The 22,145-nt window shown below is 59.4% G+C and carries 19 protein-coding genes and 1 tRNA gene; 8 read left to right on the top strand and 12 right to left on the bottom strand.

Annotated features, from left to right (window positions below; translation table 11 throughout):
• Positions 1-51 precede the first annotated feature (51 nt).
• The 5 genes from H3L91_RS06415 to H3L91_RS06395 form a co-directional block, all read right to left on the bottom strand.
• Complete coding sequence (locus H3L91_RS06415; RefSeq protein ID WP_007342813.1) at positions 52-1,248, bottom strand: tyrosine-type recombinase/integrase; 1,197 nt, start codon at positions 1,246-1,248, stop codon at positions 52-54.
• A gap of 222 nt (positions 1,249-1,470) precedes the next feature.
• Positions 1,471-1,556: transfer RNA gene (locus H3L91_RS06410), tRNA-Leu, on the bottom strand.
• A gap of 15 nt (positions 1,557-1,571) precedes the next feature.
• Positions 1,572-1,910 (bottom strand): preprotein translocase subunit SecG, encoded by a 339-nt coding sequence (gene secG / locus H3L91_RS06405; protein ID WP_007342812.1) that lies wholly within the window; start codon positions 1,908-1,910, stop codon positions 1,572-1,574.
• 4 nt (positions 1,911-1,914) lie between these two features.
• Entirely contained in the window at positions 1,915-2,670 is a 756-nt protein-coding gene (gene tpiA, locus H3L91_RS06400; protein ID WP_007342811.1) for a triose-phosphate isomerase, read from the bottom strand.
• Between the two features lie 173 nt (positions 2,671-2,843).
• Positions 2,844-3,713 carry a lipid A biosynthesis lauroyl acyltransferase gene (locus tag H3L91_RS06395; protein WP_040658889.1) on the bottom strand — a complete coding sequence of 290 codons (870 nt, stop codon included), beginning with the start codon at positions 3,711-3,713 and terminating at the stop codon, positions 2,844-2,846.
• A 171-nt stretch (positions 3,714-3,884) separates the two neighbouring features.
• On the opposite strand from H3L91_RS06395, the gene rbfA reads away from it, so the two are divergent.
• The 4 genes from rbfA (at position 3,885) to H3L91_RS06375 (ending at position 6,610) form a co-directional block, all read left to right on the top strand.
• On the top strand, positions 3,885-4,256 hold the full coding sequence (rbfA, locus tag H3L91_RS06390) for a 30S ribosome-binding factor RbfA (protein WP_007342808.1): 372 nt from the start codon (positions 3,885-3,887) through the stop codon (positions 4,254-4,256).
• Positions 4,257-4,260: 4 nt separating this feature from the next.
• Positions 4,261-4,791 carry a hypothetical protein gene (locus H3L91_RS06385; protein WP_007342807.1) on the top strand — a complete coding sequence of 177 codons (531 nt, stop codon included), beginning with the start codon at positions 4,261-4,263 and terminating at the stop codon, positions 4,789-4,791.
• Between the two features lie 170 nt (positions 4,792-4,961).
• On the top strand, positions 4,962-5,879 hold the full coding sequence (gene truB, locus H3L91_RS06380) for a tRNA pseudouridine(55) synthase TruB (RefSeq protein WP_007342806.1): 918 nt from the start codon (positions 4,962-4,964) through the stop codon (positions 5,877-5,879).
• A gap of 86 nt (positions 5,880-5,965) precedes the next feature.
• Positions 5,966-6,610 carry a TetR/AcrR family transcriptional regulator gene (locus H3L91_RS06375; RefSeq protein ID WP_007342805.1) on the top strand — a complete coding sequence of 215 codons (645 nt, stop codon included), beginning with the start codon at positions 5,966-5,968 and terminating at the stop codon, positions 6,608-6,610.
• A gap of 112 nt (positions 6,611-6,722) precedes the next feature.
• Here the strand turns inward: H3L91_RS06375 and H3L91_RS06370 are convergent, their stop codons facing one another.
• The 5 genes from H3L91_RS06370 to xseA form a co-directional block, all read right to left on the bottom strand.
• Positions 6,723-7,559 (bottom strand): DUF4198 domain-containing protein, encoded by an 837-nt coding sequence (locus H3L91_RS06370; protein ID WP_007342804.1) that lies wholly within the window; start codon positions 7,557-7,559, stop codon positions 6,723-6,725.
• Between the two features lie 430 nt (positions 7,560-7,989).
• Entirely contained in the window at positions 7,990-8,583 is a 594-nt protein-coding gene (locus tag H3L91_RS06365) for a tetratricopeptide repeat protein (protein WP_007342802.1), read from the bottom strand.
• Between the two features lie 192 nt (positions 8,584-8,775).
• Complete coding sequence (locus tag H3L91_RS06360) at positions 8,776-10,662, bottom strand: tetratricopeptide repeat protein (protein ID WP_007342801.1); 1,887 nt, start codon at positions 10,660-10,662, stop codon at positions 8,776-8,778.
• A 71-nt stretch (positions 10,663-10,733) separates the two neighbouring features.
• The gene (gene polA, locus H3L91_RS06355) at positions 10,734-13,532 is read right to left on the bottom strand and encodes a DNA polymerase I (RefSeq protein ID WP_007342800.1); all 2,799 of its coding nucleotides are present in this window, start codon (positions 13,530-13,532) and stop codon (positions 10,734-10,736) included.
• Between the two features lie 106 nt (positions 13,533-13,638).
• Complete coding sequence (gene xseA, locus H3L91_RS06350; RefSeq protein ID WP_007342799.1) at positions 13,639-14,991, bottom strand: exodeoxyribonuclease VII large subunit; 1,353 nt, start codon at positions 14,989-14,991, stop codon at positions 13,639-13,641.
• 134 nt (positions 14,992-15,125) lie between these two features.
• Between xseA and H3L91_RS06345 the strand changes: the two genes are divergently transcribed.
• The 3 genes from H3L91_RS06345 (at position 15,126) to H3L91_RS06335 (ending at position 17,702) form a co-directional block, all read left to right on the top strand.
• Positions 15,126-15,539 (top strand): hypothetical protein, encoded by a 414-nt coding sequence (locus tag H3L91_RS06345; protein WP_040658887.1) that lies wholly within the window; start codon positions 15,126-15,128, stop codon positions 15,537-15,539.
• Between the two features lie 51 nt (positions 15,540-15,590).
• On the top strand, positions 15,591-17,189 hold the full coding sequence (locus H3L91_RS06340; protein ID WP_007342797.1) for an NAD(P)-binding protein: 1,599 nt from the start codon (positions 15,591-15,593) through the stop codon (positions 17,187-17,189).
• A 210-nt stretch (positions 17,190-17,399) separates the two neighbouring features.
• On the top strand, positions 17,400-17,702 hold the full coding sequence (locus tag H3L91_RS06335) for a hypothetical protein (RefSeq protein WP_007342796.1): 303 nt from the start codon (positions 17,400-17,402) through the stop codon (positions 17,700-17,702).
• Between the two features lie 546 nt (positions 17,703-18,248).
• Here H3L91_RS06335 and H3L91_RS06330 read toward each other — a convergent pair.
• Positions 18,249-19,832: a tetratricopeptide repeat protein gene (locus H3L91_RS06330; protein ID WP_007342794.1), complete on the bottom strand. Its 1,584-nt coding sequence runs from the start codon at positions 19,830-19,832 to the stop codon at positions 18,249-18,251.
• Positions 19,833-19,932: 100 nt separating this feature from the next.
• A complete protein-coding gene (locus tag H3L91_RS06325; RefSeq protein ID WP_040658885.1) occupies positions 19,933-20,397 on the bottom strand; it encodes a DUF5339 family protein in 465 nt (154 codons plus the stop codon).
• A 209-nt stretch (positions 20,398-20,606) separates the two neighbouring features.
• On the opposite strand from H3L91_RS06325, the gene ubiB reads away from it, so the two are divergent.
• Positions 20,607-22,118: a ubiquinone biosynthesis regulatory protein kinase UbiB gene (ubiB, locus tag H3L91_RS06320; protein WP_007342792.1), complete on the top strand. Its 1,512-nt coding sequence runs from the start codon at positions 20,607-20,609 to the stop codon at positions 22,116-22,118.
• Positions 22,119-22,145 lie beyond the last annotated feature (27 nt).

The raw sequence follows: 22,145 nt of genomic DNA, 5'->3' as shown, positions 1-22,145 counted from the left end.
ACGCCCGCGCAAATCATGACAGATAAAAAAAGCCGCCTTTCGGGGCGGTCTTTATCGGGTGTCCGTCATGGCGGCCTGATAGTGCCGCCGCAGAAAGTCGGCGTACCAGTCCATCATTTCTCGCCGCTCGGCCATGTAGTCGGCGCGGTTGTATGCCGCCCTGATTCTGTTTTCCTCTACATGGGCAAGCTGCCGTTCGATGGCGTCCCGATTGAATCCCTGTTCGTTCAATACGCTGCTTGCCAAGCTGCGGAAGCCGTGGATTGTGGCAATGCCTTTGTAGCCCATCCGCTCGATGATGCGCGTTAATGTTGCGTCGGATATGTAGCCTTCCGCGTTGGTGCGGCTCGGAAACAGATAGGGCGTGTTGCCGGTGAGGGTGTGCAGTTCGCGCAGCAGTTCCAGCGGCCAGGCGGCCAGCGGCACGGTATGCACGCGCGGGCGTTTCATCCGTTCGGCGGGGATTGTCCAAAGGCGGGCTTCATAATCAATTTCCGCCCATCTGCCGCCGCGCAGTTCGGTATTGCGCACAAATACCAGCATAATCAGCAGCAGGGCTATTTTGTTCTGCCGCTTGATGTCGGCGGCGGTCAAGCGGCGGTAAAACTCGGTCAGTTCTTCGCGTGGCAGGGCGGGCATATGTTCGGTTGCACGCTTGGGCAGAAAGCCTTTCAGGGCGCGGGCGGGGTTGCGGTCTGTGATTTCCAGCATGGCCGCATAGTCGAAAACCGCCCCTATCCAATCGCGGATTTTTTCCGCCGTGTTGATTGCTCCCCGTGCCAAAACGTCGGCTAACAGGCTTTTGATGTCGTTTACCCTGATTGCGTCTATCGGCTCGCCGCTGATGGCGGGGAAAACGTCCTTTTCCAAATAGGCCAGCAGGCGGGCGGCGTGGTTGGGCTTCCAGCGGTGTCGGTTGTCGGCATACCAGCGGCGGGCGATGTTCTCAAACGTGTTTTGCAGTGCGGCCTGCCGCTGTGCTTTGGCCTGTTGCTTGGCGGCGGCGGGGTCTGCGCCCCTTGCCAAGCCTGCCCGCGCCTGTTCGGCGGCTTGGCGGGCTTCCAGCAGGGAAACGGCGGGATATTTGCCGATAGTCAGCAGCTTTTCTTTCCCGTCGATACGGTATTTCAGCCGCCACGATTTCCCGCCTGCGGGGGTAACGGCCAAATACAGCCCGCCGCCGTCGGCCAGCTTGTAGGGCTTGGCGGCAGGCTTGGCGTTTCTGATTTGGCGGTCGTTTAGCGGCATTTTGGGGGTATTTTTTCGGGGATATTTGCAGATACCCCAAATAATACCCCCTGAGTTTGGTTGATTCAATCGGATGGGATTAGACGGCGTTAGACTGCCAAGACGGGAAAACGGAAAGAGGGAAACAGGCGCAAATCCTTACTGGGCGGGCGTTTGGTTTACGGCGTTGGACGGCGTTGGATGTAAAAAAACAGCCCGCGCGGTGGGGCTGTTTTCGGATGTTGGTGCCGACAGCGAGACTTGAACTCGCACGATCTAGGATCACTACCCCCTCAAGATAGCGTGTCTACCAATTTCACCATGTCGGCAGGAAAATCAATTTTTTACTTCACTTCGCCGTTTCCGGCAGGTGCGGCAGGCTGTGTTTTTACGGGTGCACTTTGCTGTACGTTGCTGAAATCCAGCTTGCCTTTGCCCGAATGGCTGTATATATAGGTCAGAGCGAGGCAAGTGGCGAAAAATACGGTTGCGGCGATATAGGTGCTGCGGCTGAGGAAGTTGCCGCTGCCTGCCGAGCCGAATACGCCTTGCGCGCTGCCGCTGCCGCTGGCAAAGGAAGCACCTGCGTCCGCACCTTTTCCGTGCTGCATGAGAACGAGCAGGATGATGGCTAATCCGGCGAAACCGTTCAAAATCATAATCAGGGTTTTAAATGCTTCCATAAATTCAGGCTTGTTCTGCGGCTCGGATGATGGCGGAAAACTGTTTGCCCGAAAGCGACGCTCCGCCTACCAAGGCTCCGTCTACATGGGCTGCGGAGAAGATTTCCGCTGCGTTTGTTTCGTTGACGCTGCCCCCGTAAAGAATGCGGATATTAGCACCGCTGTTTCCGAATGACAAGACTTCGTTGTAAATAAAATGGTGCATTTGCGCAATTTGTTCTTTATTGGCGACTTTTCCTGTGCCGATTGCCCACACGGGTTCGTAGGCGATGGCGAATGTGTCGGTTTGCAGACCTTTCAATACCGACAACTGGCGGGCAACGGTAGTTTTTTCGTCGCCGTTTTCGCGCTCTTGCAGGTTTTCGCCGACGCACAGCAGGGGGATTAATCCGGCAGCGAGAGCGTTTTCGATTTTTTGTCTGCGCTCGTCGTTGGTTTCATTGAAATACAGGCTGCGTTCGGAGTGGCCGACGAGGACGGCTTGCGCGCCTGCGTCTTTGAGCATGGCGGCCGAGATTTCGCCGGTGTATGCGCCTGTTCCGGGGAAGCGGCTGAGGTCTTGGGCGCAGGGGAGGATGGTGTTGTGTGGGGCGTTTTGCGTTGCGTTTCGCACCTGTTGCAGGTAGACGGCGGGCGGAGCGATGCCGATGCAGACGTTCGGCTGCGGCGGCAGGGCGAGGATTTCGGACAGCAGGGTGTCGTTTTCGTGCAGGCGGCCGTTCATTTTCCAGTTGCCGACCACCCATTTTTTGTTCCACATATTCTTTATTCTTTCAAATTTTCCGGTTTCGGGCGGGCGCGATTGTACCCGAATTTGCCTGCCGCCTGCACCGCCTGCCGCACCTGCGGGGGCGGGCGGCGGCGGAAAGGCCGTCTGAAAACACAGCGGCGGTGTTTTTCAGACGGCCTTTCGGGCAGCTTCGGCTTGTGCGTTCAGTAAAACCCCGCTTCTCCTTCGGGGCGGGTTTTGAAGCGTTTGTGCAGCCAGTAGTATTGTTCGGGCTGCTCGCGCACGCGCGCTTCGATGAAGTCGTTCATGCGCTGCGCGTCGGCTTGCGCGTTGTCGGTGGGGAAGTTTTCCCAGGCGGGGTAGAAACGCAACTCGACCGTGCCGTCGGCCTGCCGCGTGGGGATGGCGGGGATGACTTTCGCACTGGTGAGGGCGGCGATGCGGCTGAGTCCGGCGATGGTGGCCGTCTGAATGCCGAAAAAGTTTACGAACACGGAATCTTTGCGGCCGAAATCCTGGTCGGGCAGGTAGAGGAAGGGCGCACTGCTTTTTTTCAGTTCTTTGATGATGGCGCGCAACCCTTCGGTGCGGCCGATGAGGAAGACATTGTTGTAGCGGTGGCGGCCTTTGAGGATTTGCGCGTCGAGCGCTGCGTTTTTCTGGTGGGAGTACATGCTCACCAGCGGCACATCCTGGTTGAGCGCGTACACGGCCAACTCGAAGGCGGTGAAATGCGGGTAGAGCAGGATAACTTTTTCGCCCGCCGCGAGCGCGTCGTCGAGATAATGTTTGTCGCGGTAGCGCACCAGCTTTTTCAGACGGCCTGCATCGCCGTACCAATACAGGCCGTATTCGGCCACCAGTATGCCCATCTGTTTGAAATGTGCTTTGAGCACCGCTTCGCGTTTGTCTGCATCCCATTCGGGAAAGCATTTTTCCAGATTGACGCGTCCGATGCGGCGGCGCGGCGCGGCCAGCCAATAGGCGGCCAGCCCCAGCGCGGCACCCGTTTTCTGGATTAGGGAAAACGGCAGAAGCTGTATCAGATACAAAAGGGCAAACAGAATCTTCATAGGGGATACGGATTTGGGCGGCGCGAAAGCGTGTTTTTCAGACGGCCTAAGGTCTGTTGGCATTGGTTTTACGCATTGCCGACCCGCCCTAAACAAAGGAAGGCGGGCATTATACGGCAATTGGGCTATAATGCGCCCCGACTTGCCGAGTGCTTTTTTAAAGGACGCCGAATGAACAAAACCCGCAGGGGCTATGCCCGCCAAGACCGTGTCAAAGAACAAATCATGCGCGAGCTGGCCGAAATGGTGCGCACCGGCCTGAAAGACCCGCGCGCCGGTTTCATCACCATCAACGAAGTGGACGTAAGCCGCGATTACAGCCACGCCACCATTTATTACACCGTGCTCGACGACAGCACCCGCGACATTACCGAAGCAGCCCTCGAACATGCCAAGGGCCACCTGCGCAGCGAGCTGGCCAAACGCATCAAGCTCTTCAAAACGCCCGAACTGCATTTCAAATACGACCAATCGCTCGAACGCGGCATGAGCATTTCCCACCTGATCGAACAGGTTGCCGCCGAAAAACCCGTGGAAGGCTGAACCGATGGCACACCTCGTCCTGCGCCCGCTCGAAGGGCTGGAAATCGCCGGCAGAGGCCGCCTCGGTTTCGGCTGCCGCAAAGAAGACGCCCTCGCCCTCCTGGGCGAACCCTGCAACCGAAACAACCACGCCTTCTACTACGAAACGCTCGACTGCCACGTTTATTTCGACACACAAGGCATCGTGGACTTTTTCGACATCCCCGAAGGCCCCTTCCTGCAAAGCGGCAACAGCGTGGAAATCTACGGCCAAGACCCGTTCGCCCTGCCCTCGGGCGAACTCTACGCCCTGCTCGAGCGGCACAACGGCGGCGCGAAAATCACCGGCGACGCGCCCTACTCCTACCGCTTCTGCGGCATCAACACCGCCATCTGGCGCGAAACCTACGAAGACGAAATCCGGCAGATGATGGCCGAATACCCGCACGAAGCCGAACTGCTCGCCCTCGAACTGCCCAAAGGCAACAACTATTGGAGCATCGGCATCGGCTCGGCCGACTGTTACAGCAAAAAGCCCAAACGCTGCCTGCCCTGAATACCGCAGAGGCCGTCTGAAAAGCGCAGTTTCAACGAAGCCAACACCCCGTTTCAACAAAAAACCGGTTTTCAGACGGCCTCAAACATAGCGACAAGACCAATCGGACAAGCCGTCTGAAAAACACTACTCCCGCCGACTCCCGCCCTCCCTCCCCCATTGCCCGAACCATGACCGCCCAACCCGCCAAACGCCCCGTTCACGGCGTGCTTCTGCTCGACAAACCCGCCGGCCTTTCCAGCAACGCCGCCCTGCAAAAAGCCCGCCGTCTCTACTGCGCCGAAAAAGCCGGGCACACCGGCGTGCTCGACCCGCTGGCCACAGGGCTTCTGCCCGTGTGTTTCGGCGAGGCCGCCAAGTTCGCCCAATACCTGCTCGATGCCGACAAAGCCTACACCGCCACGCTGAAACTGGGCGAGGCCAGCAGCACCGGCGATGCCGAAGGCGAAATCGTCGCCACCGGCCGCGCCGACATCAGCGAGGCCGAATTTCAGACGGCCTGCGCCGCGCTCACAGGCAGCATCCGCCAAGTGCCGCCCATGTTTTCCGCACTCAAACACGAGGGCAAACCGCTGTACGAATACGCCCGCAAAGGCATCGTCATCGAACGCAAAGCGCGCGACATCACCATTTATTCCATAGCAACCGAACGCTTCGCCGCGCCCGAAGCCATGATACACGTGCGTTGCAGCAAAGGCACCTACATCCGCACCCTCAGCGAAGACATCGCCAAACACATCGGCACCTACGCCCACCTCACCGCCCTGCGCCGCACCGAAACCGCCGGTTTCACCATCGCCCAAAGCCACACGCTCGAAGATTTGGCCGCGCTCGATGAAGCCCAACGCGACGCGCTGCTGCTGCCCTGCGACGTTCTGGTGCGGCACCTGCCCAAGCTGGTGTTAAACGACACCGCCGTGGAAATGCTGCGCTGCGGCCAGCGTCCGCAGTTTTCAGAAGACTTCCGCGCCGACAGCCCCATCCGCGTATACAGCCGCGCCGGCCGCTTTATCGGACTGGTTACTTATCAGAAAGACATAGGCCGTCTGAAAGCCCTGCGGCTGATGAACACCGCGCAGGCGGCATAAAAACACGGGAGGCCGTCTGAAATCTTCCAATCTCATTGAAACAATGTTTTCAGACGGCCTCAAACTGATAAAAAGGCAGAAAAAACATGAGCAAAGAAACCCGCAGCAACACCTACAACCGCATACTCGACGCCGCGCTCAAACTCTTCAACGAAGAGAGCGAGCGCGCCACCACCACCAACCACATTGCCGCCCATCTCGCCATCAGCCCCGGCAACCTCTACTACCACTTCCGCAACAAAGACGAAATCATCCTGCAACTGCACCGCCGTTACAGCGGCAGCATGATGGCTTGGATACGCGAAGCCGACGCCCCGCAAAGCCTCGCCGACGTGGCCGCCTACCTCAACGGCATCTTCGCCATCATGTGGGACTACCGCTTCCTGTTCAGCGACACCAACGCCCTGCTCTCGCGCAACGCCGAACTCTTGGGCGACTACAACGAATTCACCCGCGCCAAAGCCTCGCCGCTGGTGCTGCACTACCTCGAACACCTCGCCGCCATCGGCATCCTGTGCGCCGACAAAGAAGACCTGCAAAACCTCGCCCTCAATATGTGGATCATCACCAAATACTGGTTCGACCTGCACGGCTCGCTGCGGCGCAGCGGCAAACTGCCCGAAGACACCAAACGCCTCGGCGTGCTGCGCAACCTCAGCCTGCTCAAACCCTACATCCACCCGAATCACCGCGCCGACTTCGCGGCCATCTGCGCCGACTTGAAGGCGTAAACCGGCCGGTTTTACCCGGAATTATCGCCAGTCAACAAACACCCTGCCCCAAAAACATTTCAGGCCGTCTGAAAAACAGTTTTCAGACGGCCTGTTGCCACTATCTGCCCGCTTAATGGTGGTGATGGTGGTGGTGCGCCCCAGTGTTGGCGCGTTCGCTGCCGACGGGCACGATCAGCGTGGAATAAGCCGCCGATTCGCCGCAAACCTTGCTGTCGCCGAACGGGGTTTTGTGCACCACTTTCACTTTCCACAGCCCCTCAACCAGCGGCAGGATATTGACTTTGCCCTGCTTGTCGGTTTTGCCCGAGAACGCCTGCGGCTCGCGGTGGTCGTGCGCCGCTTCCATATCGCGCACGACAATGGTGTCGGCGGTGGCGGTAACCGTCGCGCCGGAAAGCGGCTCGCCCTGATAGAGAATCTGCACGGGGAACAGCTCGCTGGGTTTGGCCGCGTTCGGATTGGCCAGCGGCACGATTTCAAGGGTTTGGCCGATCGGGCGGCTGATGGCGGCCTGATCAACCGCGCCATCCACAATCACAATGCTTTTGCCGAACATGCGGCTTTGCTCGCACGAAACCGCCTCCGGCCGCTCGGCCAGGCTTTTCTGCTCCCATTTGCCCGCCGCGTCTTTCGACCAGAAGGTCGGCTTGTACATTGCGCCGACGATGTAGCTGCCTTTTTTCAGACGGCCTGCGGTGTACTGGTAGTTTTCGCCCTGCCGCTTCATCGCCGTGGTCGTGCCCTTGGCGTTGGTCAGCGTCAGCGGCACGAAAATATGTTCGCGGTCGGCGGCGATTTTTTCGGCATGGGGAAAATCGTGGCTGTACGCCAGCTCGGCATTCAAAACGTCGGCGGACGACAACTCGGCGGGCGCGTTCACCCAAACTTCATGCGCCTGCGCAACGGCGGCGGCGCACAACAGCACGGCAAGGAGGGATTTTTTCATGTTTCTCTTTCTGAATTTCTGAATGGACAAACCGGACAAATCCGGACACAAACAAACAGGCGGCGCGCCTGTTTTCCTGTTTCGTTATGGTATTGCATTTGTAAAAACGGGTCAAGACGGGTGCGGCAAGGAGAATTTTCCGGAAAGTAGGTTTTGGCTACGCCGAAGCTGCGTTTTCAGACGGCCTTTCGTTCCCCCCAAGCAACCGTGTGATGCAAACCCAAAAACCGCAAACCGCGTGCGTCGCCTTGGGGCGACACACCCTACCTGAATGGCAAAAGGCCGTCTGAAAAACTGCGCTACGGTTTTCAGACGGCCTTCCTTGTCCCTCGCTGCCTAATTGATAAACGGATTCCAACTGCGGCAGGCGGGTTGCGAATCCGGCGTGTTTGAAACGGATAGAGGTGTTTGTCGGGTTTGACCACCCAAGCTACCCTTGCCGTGCCGACCGGATATATTCCACCGACTGCCAATATCCCTTTTGCGCCGCTTTGGCTATCCAATCCAGTGCCCGGCTGCGGTGGTTTGGCAGCAGCAAAATCCCCAGTTCGTGCATGGCTTGCGCATTTCCTTTTTCGGCGGCGGATGCCAACAGGCTGATGCATCTGCCAAAATCGGCTTCCACGCCCAAATCGCCTGTTTTGTAGATTTCCGCCAGCGTGATGGCGGCTTCGTCCCATCCTTCTGCCGCGCACTGCTGATAGATGAGCAGGGCTTTTTGATCGTCTTTGGCAATATGGTTGGCGGCATGGAACCGCAATGCGCCGGCCAGCTTCATGCCGGCGCGCAGATTGCCGCGACGGAAGTCTTGTTCCAAGGCTGCGTAATAGTTTCCATAGGCTGCCGCGACGGTTTGTTCGTCCGGGCTGCCAAAATTTTGGTGCTTGTAATCATATATATAGGCCAGCATGCCATAGGCTTCCGTTACGCCCGCACCAGCCAACGATTGAACCAGCGGCAATGCTTTATCGACTTCAAGATTGTCCAACAGTTCTTCGGCTGTTTTTAAAACTTCATGATTCATCACAAAATTCCTCAGCGTTATCGGGAAAGGCTACCTGAAAAACAGCTTGGCAGGTTTCAGACGGCCTTTTTGTCTCATACCGCCTGATTTAATTTATGAACGGATTCCAACTACCGGCAGCGAGGCTGCAACCCCGCCATGTTTCAGATAGATAAAGGTATTTGTTGGATTTGAAAACCTAACCTATGCTTACTAGTATCTGTTTGGCGGGTTAATCGGCAATGACGAATGCCTTACTTTGATGTGCGGCTGTTTGCGTTTGAGCAGATGGCGGAATACTTCTACTTTAAGACCAGCATTGGTACGTTCGTAATTGGTGCCTAAAATCACCTCATCCAGCCGAGTGCAAACATTGCCGTATTCCAAAAAAGCGGTATTGGTATCTGGGCAATATTGCACTTTGTCCGAGCCGATTTCTTCGATTTGCAGCAGGCGGAATTCTTCTTCGTCGCGGAAAGCGTGGTCTTTAAACAGATAGCGGATGTATTCCAATGCCGCTTTGTTTTCTTGGAACTCTTCCTTGCTCTGATCAGTATCTTTCCAATATCCGCACAAGCCTTTTAAGGCCGTCTGAAGCTGTTGTTTTCTGACTTCATGCCAATCTAGGTTGTCGCTGATTGGCTTTAAGCGGATGCCGAAATCTGTCTTGCCGTCCATCACATCGTATTCTTTATCCTGCGTATATTCGTCGCGGTAGAAAATATAGGCGATTTGGTACAGCGGCAGGTTTTCAGACGGCCTTTGCGCCGTGGTTTCTTTTACAACGCTACCCGTGAATCCGTCTTGATCGTTCAGGCGGTGGAAAGACGCTTCGAGGTCGGGCTCGCGTATCCAATTGCCGCGTCTGTTGAGCACCAGGCAGCAGCCCGAGGCTTCGACATTGCCGACTTTGCCGTACAGGCGGAACTGGTTTAAATCGTTTACCCGCGAAGAAAAACAGGCGAAAAAAGCATTGTGGCGGCTGAGTTCTGACAGGTTTTCCAAATCCGGCTCCTGAATACCCAGCAGGTCATACAGGCTTTTGCCTTCATAGGGGTCGTTCATATAGGCCGAGCTGTTCATTCTCATTTTGCCGGCAACGATATTTTCCTGCTTGGACTCTTTTTGTCCTATGCCCAATAATTTTTCGCATACAGCCGGGCTGGTGTAATGCGCCAGAGGTTTGTCAAATTCAATCGGGTCTATGCTCAATACCGCCAAAACCGCAGCGATGTTTTCTTTCAGACGGCCGTTTATCTTTTTATTTTTAGACAGCTTTTGTTGGATATGCTCTTGTTTGGATTTGAAGTAACCTTCGTAATTACCTTTTACAAAATCAAGTTCTCTGAAATCGCGTCTCAGCTTCGCAATCGCTTGCTTTTTAAAAGATTTATCTTTTGATTTTTCTACTAGCTTAGACACTTCATCAAAACATTTTTCTGCTTCGGACAAATAATCTTCGCTTTGCTCTATGTTGCCTTGGTTTTGCTTGGCCTGTTTCAAATAACAACGACCCAACCAAAATTGGGCAATAATCTGTTTTTCAATACTATTATTGCCATTTAACTGTTTAGCCCATACCAATCGTTTTTGAAAGTGCTCTCTTGCCATGTCAAACAAGACTGCGTTACCGATTTGAAGTGCCTGTTCAAAATAACAACGCCCCAGCCAATGTTGGGCATAACCTTGTTTTTCAATGCTCTTTTCTCCGCTTAATTGTTCAGCCCATACCAATCGTTTTTGAAAGTGCTCTCTCGCCATGTCAAACAAGACTGCGTTACCGATTTGAAGTGCCTGTTCAAAATAACAACGCCCCAGCCAATGCTGGGTATCACCTTGTTTTTCAATAATCTTTTCTCCGCTTAATTGTTCAGCCCATACCAATCGTTTTTCAAAGTGTCCGCGTGCTTTGTCAAACAAGATTGTGTCATTGGTTTGAAGCGCCTGATCGAAATAACAACGCCCTAACCAATATTGGACATTAACTTGTTGTTGCGGATTGTTTGCTGTCTTCAAAGCCTCATCCAGCTTTTGAATAGCTTCGGCATATTTTTCAGAGTTAAAGAGTTCAATGCCTTGCTTAATTAAATCGTTTGCCATCACTTATCCTTTGTTTATCCCTATTGCTCGGTATTTTTGTCGCAAGCGTTTTGTGCGGCAGTTTATCCAAATCAATGCGCATCATCCCAATTTCCGCCCACTCCCACTTCCGCCAACAGCGGCACGTTCAGACGGCCTTGCGCCACTTCGGCCATCACTTGCGGCAGCATTTCTTTTACGGTTTCCAATTCGTTTTCAACCACTTCTAATACCAATTCATCATGCACCTGCATAATTAGTTTGCTTTCAAGGCCGTCTGAATGCAGGCGGCTTGACACGGCGATCATGGCGCGTTTGATGAGGTCGGAGGCGGTGCCCTGCATGGGGGCGTTGATGGCGGCGCGTTCGGCGCCGGCACGGGCGTTGGCGTTTTTGGCGCGGATGTCGGGCAGGTAGAGGCGGCGGCCGAACAGGGTTTCTACGTAGCCTTGGGCGGCGGCTTCTTCTTTGGTGCGCTGTATGTATTCGGCCACGCCGGGGTAGCGGGCGAAGTAGCGGTCGATGAAGTTTTTGGCGGACAGGTTGTCGATGCCCAGCGATTTGGCGAGGCCGTATTGACCCATGCCGTAAATCAGGCCGAAGTTGATGGTTTTGGCGTAGCGGCGCTGCTCGGGGCTGACGTTTTCGGGCGCGATGCCGAACACTTCGGCGGCGGTGCGGCGGTGTACGTCTTCGCCGTTTTGGAAGGCGGCCATCAGGGTTTTGTCGCCCGACAAATGCGCCATGATGCGCAGCTCGATTTGCGAGTAGTCGGCCGACACAATCAGGCTGCCTGCGGGCGCGGTAAAGGCGCGGCGCACGCGGCGGCCTTCGGCTGTGCGGATGGGGATGTTTTGCAGGTTGGGGTTGCTGCTGGCAAGGCGGCCGGTGATAGCGACGGCTTGGGAATAGGTGGTGTGCACGCGGCCGGTGCGCGGGTTGATCATTTCGGGCAGCTTGTCGGTGTAGGTGGATTTGAGTTTGGCCAGGCTGCGGTTTTCCAAGATGATTTTGGGCAGGGGGTAGTCGGGCGCGAGCTGTTCGAGCACGGCTTCGTTGGTGGAGATGCCGCCGGATGCGGTTTTTTTCAGCCCTTTGGTGGGGATGCCCATTTTGTCGAACAGGATTTCTTGAAGCTGCTTGGGCGAGTTGAGATTAAACGGTTGTCCGGCCGTCTGAAACGCCTGCTCTTCGAGTTTCAGCAGCGCCGCGCCCAATTCGCTGCTTTGCGCGGCCAGTTCGGCGCGGTCGATGTGCACGCCGTTGCGCTCCATTTCAAACAGCACTTGGGCGACGGGCAATTCCAAATTCAGATACATTTCAAGCTGTTTTTCGTCCATTTGCGCGCGCAGATGCGCTTCAAGGCGCAGGGCGAAATCGGCGTCTTGCGCGGCATATTCGGCGGCCTGTTCGACGGCGACATCGGCAAAAGAAATCTGCTTCGCGCCCTTGCCGCACAAGGATTCGTAAGTAATCGTCGGCAGGCCGAGCCAGCGTTCGGACAATTCGTCCAAACCGTGTCCCAAATGGCTCTCGACAATATACGAAGCCAGCATGGCATCGCCCGCAATGCCGCGCAACGCAATGCCGTAGTTGGCGAAAACGTGTTGGTCGTATTTCAGATTCTGGCCGATTTTTTTCAGGCTGCCGTTTTCGAGATGGGGTTTCAGACGGCCTAAGGTGTCTTGCAAATCAAGCTGCTGCGGCGCGGCGGTCATGCTGTGGCCGAGCGGGATATACGCCGCTTCGCCCGCTTCAAAGGCGATGCTGATGCCGACAAGCTGCGCGTTCATCGCATCAAGCGACGTGGTTTCGGTGTCGATGCCGATGCGTTCGGCTTTGGATAATTTGTCCAACAGGGCGGCGAACTGGGTTTCGGTGGTAACGGCCTGATAATCGAGCTTTTCCGGCGCGGCGGCTTTTTCAGGCTGCTTTTCAGACGGCATCTCTAATGCCAAAGCGGCGATCTCGCCCACATCGGCGCTGCCAAACAAATCGCTCTCGGCCGCTTCGTGCATCCGGCTTTCGGCTTCTTTGAGCCAGCTTTTGAAACCCCAGCGTTTGAAATCCGCCGCCAGCTGCGCCCATTTGGGCGGCGTGCGGCGCAGGCTTTCGAGGCCGTCTGAAAGTTCGGCGTGCAAATCCACATCGGTTTTAATCGTAACCAAATCGTAGGACAAGGGCAGCTGCGAGAGCGCGGCTTGCAGGTTTTCGCCCACTTTGCCCTTGATTTCGCCCGCATGTTCCATCACGCCCGCCAAAGTTTCATAGGCTTCGAGCCATTTCACCGCCGTTTTCGGCCCGCATTTTTCCACGCCCGGCACGTTGTCCACCTTGTCGCCCATCAGCGCGAGATAGTCGCGGATTTGGTCGGGGCGCACGCCGAATTTGGCTTTTACGCCGTCTGTATCCAGCGTTTCGCCGCTCATGGTGTTGACCAGCGTAACGCGCTCGTTGACCAGCTGCGCCATGTCTTTGTCGCCGGTGGAAATCACCACGTCCCAGCCCGCTTCGCCGCCCTGCACCGCCAGCGTGCCGATTACGTCGTCGGCTTCCACCTGCGGCACCACCAATACCGGCCAGCCCATCAGCCGCACCAAATCGGGCAAGGCTTCGGCCTGCGGGCGCAAATCGTCGGGCATCGGAGGGCGAGTGGCCTTGTAGTCGGCAAACATTTCATGGCGGAAATTTTTGCCTTTGGCGTCAAACACCACCGCGCAATAGTCGTGCACATAATCCGCACGCAGCCGCCGCAGCATGTTCAGCACGCCGTACAGCGCACCCGTGGGCACGCCGTCGGGCGCGGTAAGCTGCGCCATCGCGTGGTAGGCGCGGTAGAGATAGGAAGAGCCGTCGACGAGCAGGAGGGTTTTGGGGTTTGATGCGGACATAATGGGAGGCCGTCTGAAAAATAAAGAAGCGGATTATACGTGAGGCCGTCTGAAAAACCCGTTTTCGGTTTTCAGACGGCCTCTTCATGCCGCAGCGCGGCGGATTTCACGAAAAATCAAACAAATCCGGCTGCGCGGTGTCGCTGCTGACGCGCACGGCGGCTTCGCCCTCGGCGAAGGTGATGTGCAGCGTCTGCCCCTGTTTGAGCGCGGCGGCGTCGCGCACCACCTGCCCGCGCGTGTTTCTCACCACCGAAAAGCCGCGTGCCAGAATGTGCTGCGGCGACACGGCATCCAAGAGCGCGGCCTGTTTTTCCAAACGCTGCTTTTTCGCCGCAAGCAGCACGCCGGCGTTGCGCGTCAAGGCCGTCTGAAAAGCGTTCAGACGGCCTGTTTGCGCCGCCGTGTCGGGACGGGCGTGTTGCAGCAGCAGGTTTTGGCGCGACAGCTTTTCATCCGACAGGCGCAGGCAGGCGCGGGCGGCGGCGGCGAGGCGGGCGGCGCATTCGGCCACGCGTGCGCGCTGCGCGTCGAGCTTTTGGCGCGGGTGGCGCAATTGGCGGGCGCACCAATCGGTGCGCTGCGCCGCGTCCTGATAGCGGTAGAGCGCGGCGGTTTTCAGACGGCCTTCGGCCTCTGCGAGCCGGTGCAGCAGCGTGGCGCGGTCGGGCGCGGCCAGCTCGGCGGCGGCGGTGGGCGTGGGGGCGCGGGTGTCGGCGGCGAAATCGGTGAGGGTGAAATCGGTTTCGTGCCCCACGCCGCTCACCACCGGAATGCGGCAGGCGGCCACGGCGCGGACAACGGCCTCTTCGTTAAACGGCCACAAATCCTCGATGCTGCCGCCGCCACGGCACACAATCAGAACGTCGCACTCGCCGCGTTCCGAGGCCGCGTTCACCGCGCGGACAAGCTGCGGCGCGGCCTCCGCGCCCTGCACGGCGGCGGGATAGAGGATCACGGGAAGATCGGGCGCGCGGCGGCGCAGCGTGGAGAGCACGTCGCGCAGGGCGGCAGCGGCGGGGCTGGTTACAATGCCGATGCGCTGCGGATGGGCGGGCAGCGGCCGCTTGCGCTCAGCGGCAAACAAGCCCTCGGCCTGCAAGGCGGCTTTGAGTTGTTCGTAGGCTTCGTAGAGCCGCCCCAGCCCCTTCACGCGCACCTCGTTCACGGTAATCTGAAACTCGCCGCGCGCCTCATAAATGGAAATACGCCCGCGCACCTCGATATGGTCGCCCTCCTTCATCGCGGCAAACCGCTGCGCCACGCCTTTGAACATGGCGCAGCGCACCTGGGCGCGCGCGTCTTTGAGCGAGAAATAATAATGCCCGCTGGCGGCGCGGGTGAGGTTGGACACTTCCCCCGCCACCCACAGGCCGGAAAAGTGTTCTTCCAGCAGGAGTTTGGCGGCGGCGTTCAGCTCGGAAACGGAAAGGGCGGCATCGGAAAACAAATCGGGCATGGCGGAGCGGGCGCAGGCGGGGAAAAGCGGCGGATTATACGGGAAAACGGCGGGCGGCTATAATGCGCCCCGCGTCGCCTGACCCCGTTTTTTCAGACGGCCTCATCCTGTTTTGCTACCTAAGGAGAACCACCATGAAACCCCGTCTTACCGCCCTGCTCTGCGCCCTTGCCTGCCTGCCCGCCTTTGCCGCGCCGCAGGAAAAACCCGTTTCCGCCGAATGCCGCGCCGTGATGCGCGATGCCGTGCTGCTGCAAAGTGCCGTCATCTTCTGCCCGAAAGAAGCACTGGCGGCGGCAGGCAGCATGGAAAACCTGAGCCAAGCCCACGACCGCCTCGATGCGCCGACGGCCTCCTGCGAGCAGCAATACGGCCGCCTGTCGGAACAAGACGGCATCCTGCGCAGCATTCCCGGCCTCACCGATCTGCTCGGCACGGTGAAAATGGCCGACATGAAAACGCCGACCCCCGCGCTGCAAAAGAAAGCCGCCGCCTTCTGCGCCGCGCACCGCGCGGAAATCGTCCGCGTGGCCGGCAAATACAAATAAAGACAGAGGCCGTCTGAAAACCGTTTCCCCAACGCCCCCGCCGCCCCAGCCATGCCCACCCGCCGCCGCTTCCTCCTCTCCGCCGCCGCCCTTGCCGCCGCCTCCGCCGCCTCGTGGAAGCTGTGGCGGCCGCAGCTTCCCCCCGTCAGCGTAAACCGCCCCGGCCTGCCCTTCGGCCACACTCTGCGCGACGGCGGCTTCTCCCTGCGCCCCGAGCGCACCGTCCGCTGCGGCACGCTCATCCTCGGCAGCGGCGCGGCCGCCCTCACTGCCCTCTGGTACCTTGTCAGACACGGCCGCCGCGACATCCTGCTGGCCGAAGGCTTGGAGCGCAACGGCAACAACGCCGGCTTCTACCACGGCGAGCTCGCCGCCCCCACCGGTGCCCACTACCTCGCCCTGCCCTCCCCCGAAAGCGCGTATGTACGCGAAATGCTCGCCGATCTGGGCATCATGCGAAACGGCGCGTTCAACGAAACCGATTTGGTCTACGCCCCACAGGAACGCCTGCTGTACCAAGGCAAATGGCAAGACGCCCTGCTGCCGCGCCAAGACGCCGACAGCCGCCGCTTCTTCACCCTCACAGGCCGTCTGAAAACCGCCTACGGCCGCGACGGGCGCAAAATCTTCGCCATCCCCATCGCCCTCTCCTCGCACGACGAACAATGGCGGCGGCTCGACGCCCTCACCTTCGCCCAATGGCTGCGCCGCGAAGGCTACCGCTCCCCCACCCTGCTCTGGTACCTCGACTACTGCTGCCGCGACGACTACGGGCGCGGCATCGCCGACGTGTCCGCCTTCGCCGGCCTGCACTACTTCTGCGCGCGCGGCCCGCACGCCGACACCGTCCTCACCTGGCCCGACGGCCTCGCCCACATTTCCGAAGCCCTGCGCCGCCGCAGCGGCCTGCGCCCCCTCACCGAGCCGCCGCAGGAAAACGAATGGCGTTTTTCCACCCCCGCCTCGTGGGACGCTTCCGCCGTCAAAATCCAAGCGCGCGGCAGCCGCGTGGCCGTGTGGCTGCGACACAACCAAAGCGGCCGAACCATCCTCGCCGACGCGCAAAACGTCATCTGCGCCATCCCGCCCGAAGTGGCCGCGCATATCGTGGAAAACGCCGCACAATACGGCCTGAGGCCGTCTGAAACCGCCCCCTGGCTCATCGCCAACTTCGTCCTCAACCGCTTCCTGCAAGAGCCGGAAAACAGCGAACTGGCGTGGGACAACGTCATCTACGGCAGCCCGCATCTGGGCTACGTCGCCGCCGGCAACCAGCTCATCCGCGCCGCCAAACCCCCGCGCACTGTCTTCACCGCCTACACCGCCCCCGTCCACGACACCACGCAAAACATCCGCCGCCTGCTGCTCGATGCCGACGCCGAAACCCTGCTGCGCCCCGCCGCAGCCGACCTGCTGCACGCCTACGGCAGCCACTTCTGGCGCAGCGTCGAAACCGTCTCCCTCACCGTGCGCGGCCACGGCATGGCCGTCCCCCGCCCCGGCTACCTCACCGATCCCGCCCTCCTGCGCCTGCGCCAAACCCGCCCTCCGCTCCTCTTCGCCCACAGCGGCATGAGCGGCTACTCCGTATTCGAAGAAGCCGCCTACTGGGGTGCGGAAGCGGCCAAAAAAATCATCGAGGCCGTCTGAAAACGCAGCTTCGGCGCAGCCAAAACCGTATTTTGGGATTTTCAGACGGCTCCAGCCGACGCGCCCGCCCAAACCGTACGCCGTCATAAAAACCCGATTTGCATTTTTCCAACGTTTCGGGCCGCACACAAAACATTTGCGCGGAAAAATGGAAATTTTCGTCTTTTTAACGTAATCTTGCCCTACTCCTGTACACCCTACCGAACCGCCATGTCCGCCCCCAGCCACGCCGAAGCCTACACCGCCTTCAAAGACTTCTATCAGGAAGAACTCGACCGCAACCCCTTCTACCGCTACATGGCCGAAATGCTGCGCCGCCCCGGCTGCCTGCCGCCGCACACCCGCCTCGAAGCCGTGGGCGAGCTGCACGACTTCGAGCGCGAATGTTTCCAAACCGCCTTCTTCCGCCTCAACATCCTCTCCGAAGGCCATGCCGCCGAAATCGTCAAGCCGAACGACTTTTTCTTCTTCCGCACCGCGTTTGAAGAATTTGAAGCAGAAACACAGGAATAAACCTGCCTGCCGCACAAAAGGCCGTCTGAAAAAACGGAATCCGCTTTTTCAGACGGCCTCTTTTGTTTTCTACACGTTCAAGCGTCTCTGTACACAGGCCGAAACCTTTGCAAAGGTTTCAGACCGCGTGCGTGGCAAAGCCACACACCCTACCTGAACGGCCAGAACCGTCTTCGCCCGCCGTTCCATACCGAACACGTTGTAGGCTGTGTGGCGCAGTCCGTAGGTCGGGCATTTATGCCCGACGTGTTCAAAATTTACCGGTGTCCGCCAGTCGGGCATAAATGCCCGACCCACCCCGATTTTCGGCCAGGCCGCAGGAGGTTTGGTGCAGCCGTTCACGCGGCTTTCGGTGTGCGGGCGCATCCGTCGGGCGGCAGAAAACGCGTGCGTCGCCTTGGGGCGACACACCCTACGTAGACGGCGGAGGCCGTTTCTGTACACAGACCGCGTGCGTGGCGAAGCCACACACCCTACACAAGCGGCAGAGGCCGTCTGAAAAGTGTTTTTCAGACAGCCTCTTTGCCTTATTGCCGGTGCGGCGGCTTATTCGCCGGTTTTCTGCCCGTCTCGGACGCGTTCGAGGTAGGCGCGGGCTTCTTTGCTGCCCTGGGCGGCGGCTTTTTCCAGCCAGACGCGGGCTTGGGCGGGATCCTGGCCGATGCCGAACAGGCCGGTGTTGTAGGCCATGCCCAGCAGGGTTTGGCTGGTGGCGTCGCCTTGTTCGGCCGCCGCGCGCAGAAGTTCCATGCCTTTGGCGGTGTCCTGCGGCGTGCCGGTGCCGGTGATGACGAGGGCGGCGAGTTTTTTCTGGGCGTGGATGTAGTCGTGGCCGGCGGCTTTTTCCAGCCATTCGGCGGCCTGTTTGTCGTCTTGGGCGACGCCCTCGCCTTTGAGGTAGAGGCTGCCGAGGTCGTATTGGGCGAGCACGGAGGCGGAGGTTTCGTGGGCGGCGGCTTTTTTCAGCCATTCGATGGCTTTGGCGTCGTCTTTTTCCACGCCGCGTCCGATGCGGTAGCGCACGGCCATGTTGTATTCGGCGCGGGGGTCGCCCTGCTCGGCGGCTTTGGCGAGCCAGTAGGAGGCTTGTTTGTCGTCCTGCGGCACGCCGTTTCTGCCTTGGGCGTAAAGGGAGTAGAGCAGGTATTGCGCGCTGAGGCGGCCTTGTTCGGCGGCTTTGGTGAGCAGGTCGATGGAGCGGGTGCGGTCTTGCGGTACGCCGCGTCCGAGGTTGTACATCAGGCCGAGGTTGTATTGGGCGAAGGCGTCGCCTTTTGCGGCGGCTTTGGCAAACCATTCGGCGGCCTGTTTGTCGTCTTTGGCCACGCCGTTGCCGGTCAGGTAGCGCGAGCCGAGCAGGCCGGCGGCGGCGGTGTGGCCTTTTTCGGCGGCTTTGCGGTACCAAGCGGCGGCCTGCGCGTCGTCTTTCGCCACGCCGCGTCCGAGGCCGTAGCGCAGGCCGAGGGCGTATTCGGCTTCGGTGTAGCCTTGGCGGGCGGCTTTTTCCAGCCATTCAAACGATTTTTCGTCGCTCTTTTCCACGCCGCGCCCGCCGCTGTACATCATGGCAAGGTTGAACTGCGCCTGCGCGCTGCCTTGGGCGGCGGCTTTTTCGTAGCCGGCGAGGGCTTTTTTGTACCATTTGGCGGCTTCGCGCGGGTCTTTTGCCACGCCGAAGCCGTCTTCGTAGTCTGCGCCGAGGTTGCGCTGCGCCTGCGGCAGTCCCTGTTCGGCGGCTTTGCGCATCCATTGGACGGACTTGGCGGGGTCTTTGGCGACGCCGTGGCCGTAGTAATACATCACGCCAAGGTTGTTCTGCGCCAGCGCGTTGCCCTGCGCGGCGGATTTTTCAAACCACTGCACGGCCTGCGCGTAATCCTGCAGCACGCCGCGCCCCTGGTAATAGGCTTTGCCCAGCCGCGCCTGGGCTTGGGCGTTGCCCGTTTCGGCCAGCGGCTGCCAGATGGCGACGGCGTCGGCGTCGCGTCCGGCGTTGAAGGCAGTTTCGGCCTTGTCGAGCTGCTGCTGTACCGCTGCGGGAGCGGCGGGAGCGGCGGCAGGCGCGGCGCAGGGCGCGGCGGCGAGGAAGGCGGCGGCGGTGAGGGCGGCAAGGTGTTTTTGTACGGTCATGGTGTCGGTCTTTCCAAATCAGAAACGTATCGGGCGGATGGTGGAAAGGCCGTCTGAAAACCTGTTTTTCAGACGGCCTTCCGCCGTGTTTGATGCCGTGTTACTTGGCTTTCTCTTTGGCCTCTTCGGCGGCTTCCTGCGCGGCTTCTTTGGCGTCGGAAGCGGCTTCTTTGGCGTCTTCGGCCGCCTCTTTGGCGTCTTCGGCCGCCTCTTTGGCGTCTTCGGCCGCTTCAGAGGCGGCTTCTTTCGCATCTTCGGCAGAATCGGCGGTGCCCTGCATGCCTTTGAGCGATTCGCGGCAGGCGGCTTCGCGCTGGTCTTCGGGCAGGGCTTTCATGGCTTCTTTGGCCACTTCAAAGATTTTCTGCTGCGCGTCTTTGGCTTCGCCGCTCAGGCCGGCGATCATGTCGGCATAGGCTTTTTCATACTGTTCGCAGGCCGAACCGGCGGCTGCGGGGGCGGCGGAGGCCGCGCCGGAAGCGGCGGGGGCGGCGTTGTCGCTGCCGCCGCAGGCGGCCAGTGCGCAGGCGGCGGCAAGGAGGGCGGCGAGGGATGTTGTTTTCATGCTTTTCTCTCTTTCAAAAACGGTTTTCGTTGGAAAAGCGCGATTGTTAAGCCTTTTAGGCAAACTGTCAAGTTTTGTCATAACCGCCGTATCTCCTTGCCGCGCGGGGCTTGGCGGGGATTTGGAGGCCGTCTGAAAACGCGGCTTCCAACCGCCGTTTTGCGCCATGCCTTATAATCCTGCCGTTTTTTGTCTTACGGAAACCCGCTATGAAATGGCTCAAACGCAGCAGAACCCTTTGGAAAACCGTGCGCCGCCACGGCCTTGCCGAGCTGGCCGTGCCTCTGGCGCGCGGCGGCTGGCGGCGCAGGCTGCTGCGGCTTGTGCCCGTGCCGCGCGAGGCGGCGGCGCAGCCGCTGCCGGTGCGGCTGCGGCTGGCTTTGGAGGAGCTGGGGCCGGTGTTTGTGAAGTTCGGCCAGGTGCTCTCCACCCGCCCCGACCTGATTGCGCCGTCCTATGCCGCCGAGTTGGCGAAGTTGCAGGACAAAGTGCCGCCGTTTGACGCGGATTTGTCGCGCCGCCAGATTGAGCGGGCTTTGGGCAGGCCGGTGTCGGAGCTTTATGCCGAATTTGAAACCGTGCCGGTGGCCAGCGCGTCGGTGGCGCAGGTGCACCGGGCGCGGCTGTTTTCGGGCGAGGAAGTGGCGGTGAAGGTGCTGCGGCCGGACATCCGCCCCGTGATCGAGCAGGATTTGGCACTCTTGCGCTTTTGCGCCGGCTGGGCGGAGCGGCTGTTTGCCGACGGCAAAAGGCTGCGCCCGCGCGAGGTGGTGGACGAGTTTGACAAATACCTGCACGACGAATTGGATTTGCTGCGCGAGGCGGCCAATTGCAGCCAGCTCGGGCGCAATTTCAAAGACAGCCCCATGCTCACCGTGCCCAAGGTGTTCTACGACTACTGCGCGCGCGAAGTGCTCACCATCGAATGGATGGACGGCACGCCGGTGTCCGACATTGCCGCGCTCAAAGCGCAGGGCACAGATTTGCACAAGCTGGCCGAATACGGCGTGGAAATCTTCTTCACCCAAGTGTTCCGCGACGGCTTTTTCCACGCCGACATGCACCCGGGCAACATCCTCGTCGCCCCCGGCAACCGCTACATCGCCCTCGATTTCGGCATCGTCGGCAGTCTCACCGACTACGACAAACGCTATCTGGCCATCAATTTCCTTGCTTTTTTCAACCGCGACTACCACCGCGTCGCCACGGCGCACATCGAATCGGGCTGGGTGCCGCCCGACACCCGCGCCGAGGAATTGGAAGCGGCGGTGCGTGCCGTGTGCGAACCCGTGTTCAACAAACCGATTTCGCAGATCTCCTTCGGCCTGGTGCTGATGCGCCTGTTTGAAGTGAGCCGCCGCTTCCATGTGGAAATCCAGCCGCAGCTTGTCTTGCTGCAAAAAACCCTGCTCAACATCGAAGGGCTGGGGCGGCAGCTCGACCCCGATTTGGACTTGTGGGCAACTGCCAAACCCTTCCTCGTCAAATGGATGCACGCCCAAGTCGGTCCCAAAGCCCTGTGGCGCAACCTGAAAAACGAAGCCCCCGACTGGGCGGAAATCCTGCCCGCCCTGCCGCGCAAAATCGCCGCGCTGGTGGACGAAAACCGCCAGCAGGAAATGCGCGACGCCTATGTCCGTCTGGTGAAAATCCAGCAGCGGCAAAGCCTGTGGCTGGCCGTCATCGCCCTCGCGCTGGTGCTGATTTTGCTGTTCAAATAGGCCGTCTGAAAGCGCAGCTTCGGCGCA

The organism is Neisseria bacilliformis (assembly GCF_014055025.1).
Lineage (GTDB): Bacteria > Pseudomonadota > Gammaproteobacteria > Burkholderiales > Neisseriaceae > Neisseria > Neisseria bacilliformis.
Note: the sequence above shows the minus strand (reverse complement) of the source record. Positions and strands in the feature narration are given on the sequence as shown.

Bases quoted from the DNA above. Each gene is read 5' to 3' on its own strand.
- H3L91_RS06330 (WP_007342794.1), bottom strand. From the start codon at position 19,832: ATGACCGTACAAAAACACCTTGCCGCCCTCACCGCCGCCGCCTTCCTC.
- secG (WP_007342812.1), bottom strand. From the start codon at position 1,910: ATGGAAGCATTTAAAACCCTGATTATGATTTTGAACGGTTTCGCCGGA.
- H3L91_RS06345 (WP_040658887.1), top strand. From the start codon at position 15,126: ATGAAACCCCGTCTTACCGCCCTGCTCTGCGCCCTTGCCTGCCTGCCC.
- polA (WP_007342800.1), bottom strand. From the start codon at position 13,532: ATGTCCGCATCAAACCCCAAAACCCTCCTGCTCGTCGACGGCTCTTCC.
- tpiA (WP_007342811.1), bottom strand. From the start codon at position 2,670: ATGTGGAACAAAAAATGGGTGGTCGGCAACTGGAAAATGAACGGCCGC.
- H3L91_RS06360 (WP_007342801.1), bottom strand. From the start codon at position 10,662: ATGGCAAACGATTTAATTAAGCAAGGCATTGAACTCTTTAACTCTGAA.
- ubiB (WP_007342792.1), top strand. From the start codon at position 20,607: ATGAAATGGCTCAAACGCAGCAGAACCCTTTGGAAAACCGTGCGCCGC.
- truB (WP_007342806.1), top strand. From the start codon at position 4,962: ATGACCGCCCAACCCGCCAAACGCCCCGTTCACGGCGTGCTTCTGCTC.
- H3L91_RS06365 (WP_007342802.1), bottom strand. From the start codon at position 8,583: ATGAATCATGAAGTTTTAAAAACAGCCGAAGAACTGTTGGACAATCTT.
- H3L91_RS06395 (WP_040658889.1), bottom strand. From the start codon at position 3,713: ATGAAGATTCTGTTTGCCCTTTTGTATCTGATACAGCTTCTGCCGTTT.
- H3L91_RS06335 (WP_007342796.1), top strand. From the start codon at position 17,400: ATGTCCGCCCCCAGCCACGCCGAAGCCTACACCGCCTTCAAAGACTTC.
- H3L91_RS06370 (WP_007342804.1), bottom strand. From the start codon at position 7,559: ATGAAAAAATCCCTCCTTGCCGTGCTGTTGTGCGCCGCCGCCGTTGCG.
- xseA (WP_007342799.1), bottom strand. From the start codon at position 14,991: ATGCCCGATTTGTTTTCCGATGCCGCCCTTTCCGTTTCCGAGCTGAAC.
- H3L91_RS06325 (WP_040658885.1), bottom strand. From the start codon at position 20,397: ATGAAAACAACATCCCTCGCCGCCCTCCTTGCCGCCGCCTGCGCACTG.
- H3L91_RS06385 (WP_007342807.1), top strand. From the start codon at position 4,261: ATGGCACACCTCGTCCTGCGCCCGCTCGAAGGGCTGGAAATCGCCGGC.
- H3L91_RS06415 (WP_007342813.1), bottom strand. From the start codon at position 1,248: ATGCCGCTAAACGACCGCCAAATCAGAAACGCCAAGCCTGCCGCCAAG.
- rbfA (WP_007342808.1), top strand. From the start codon at position 3,885: ATGAACAAAACCCGCAGGGGCTATGCCCGCCAAGACCGTGTCAAAGAA.
- H3L91_RS06375 (WP_007342805.1), top strand. From the start codon at position 5,966: ATGAGCAAAGAAACCCGCAGCAACACCTACAACCGCATACTCGACGCC.
- H3L91_RS06340 (WP_007342797.1), top strand. From the start codon at position 15,591: ATGCCCACCCGCCGCCGCTTCCTCCTCTCCGCCGCCGCCCTTGCCGCC.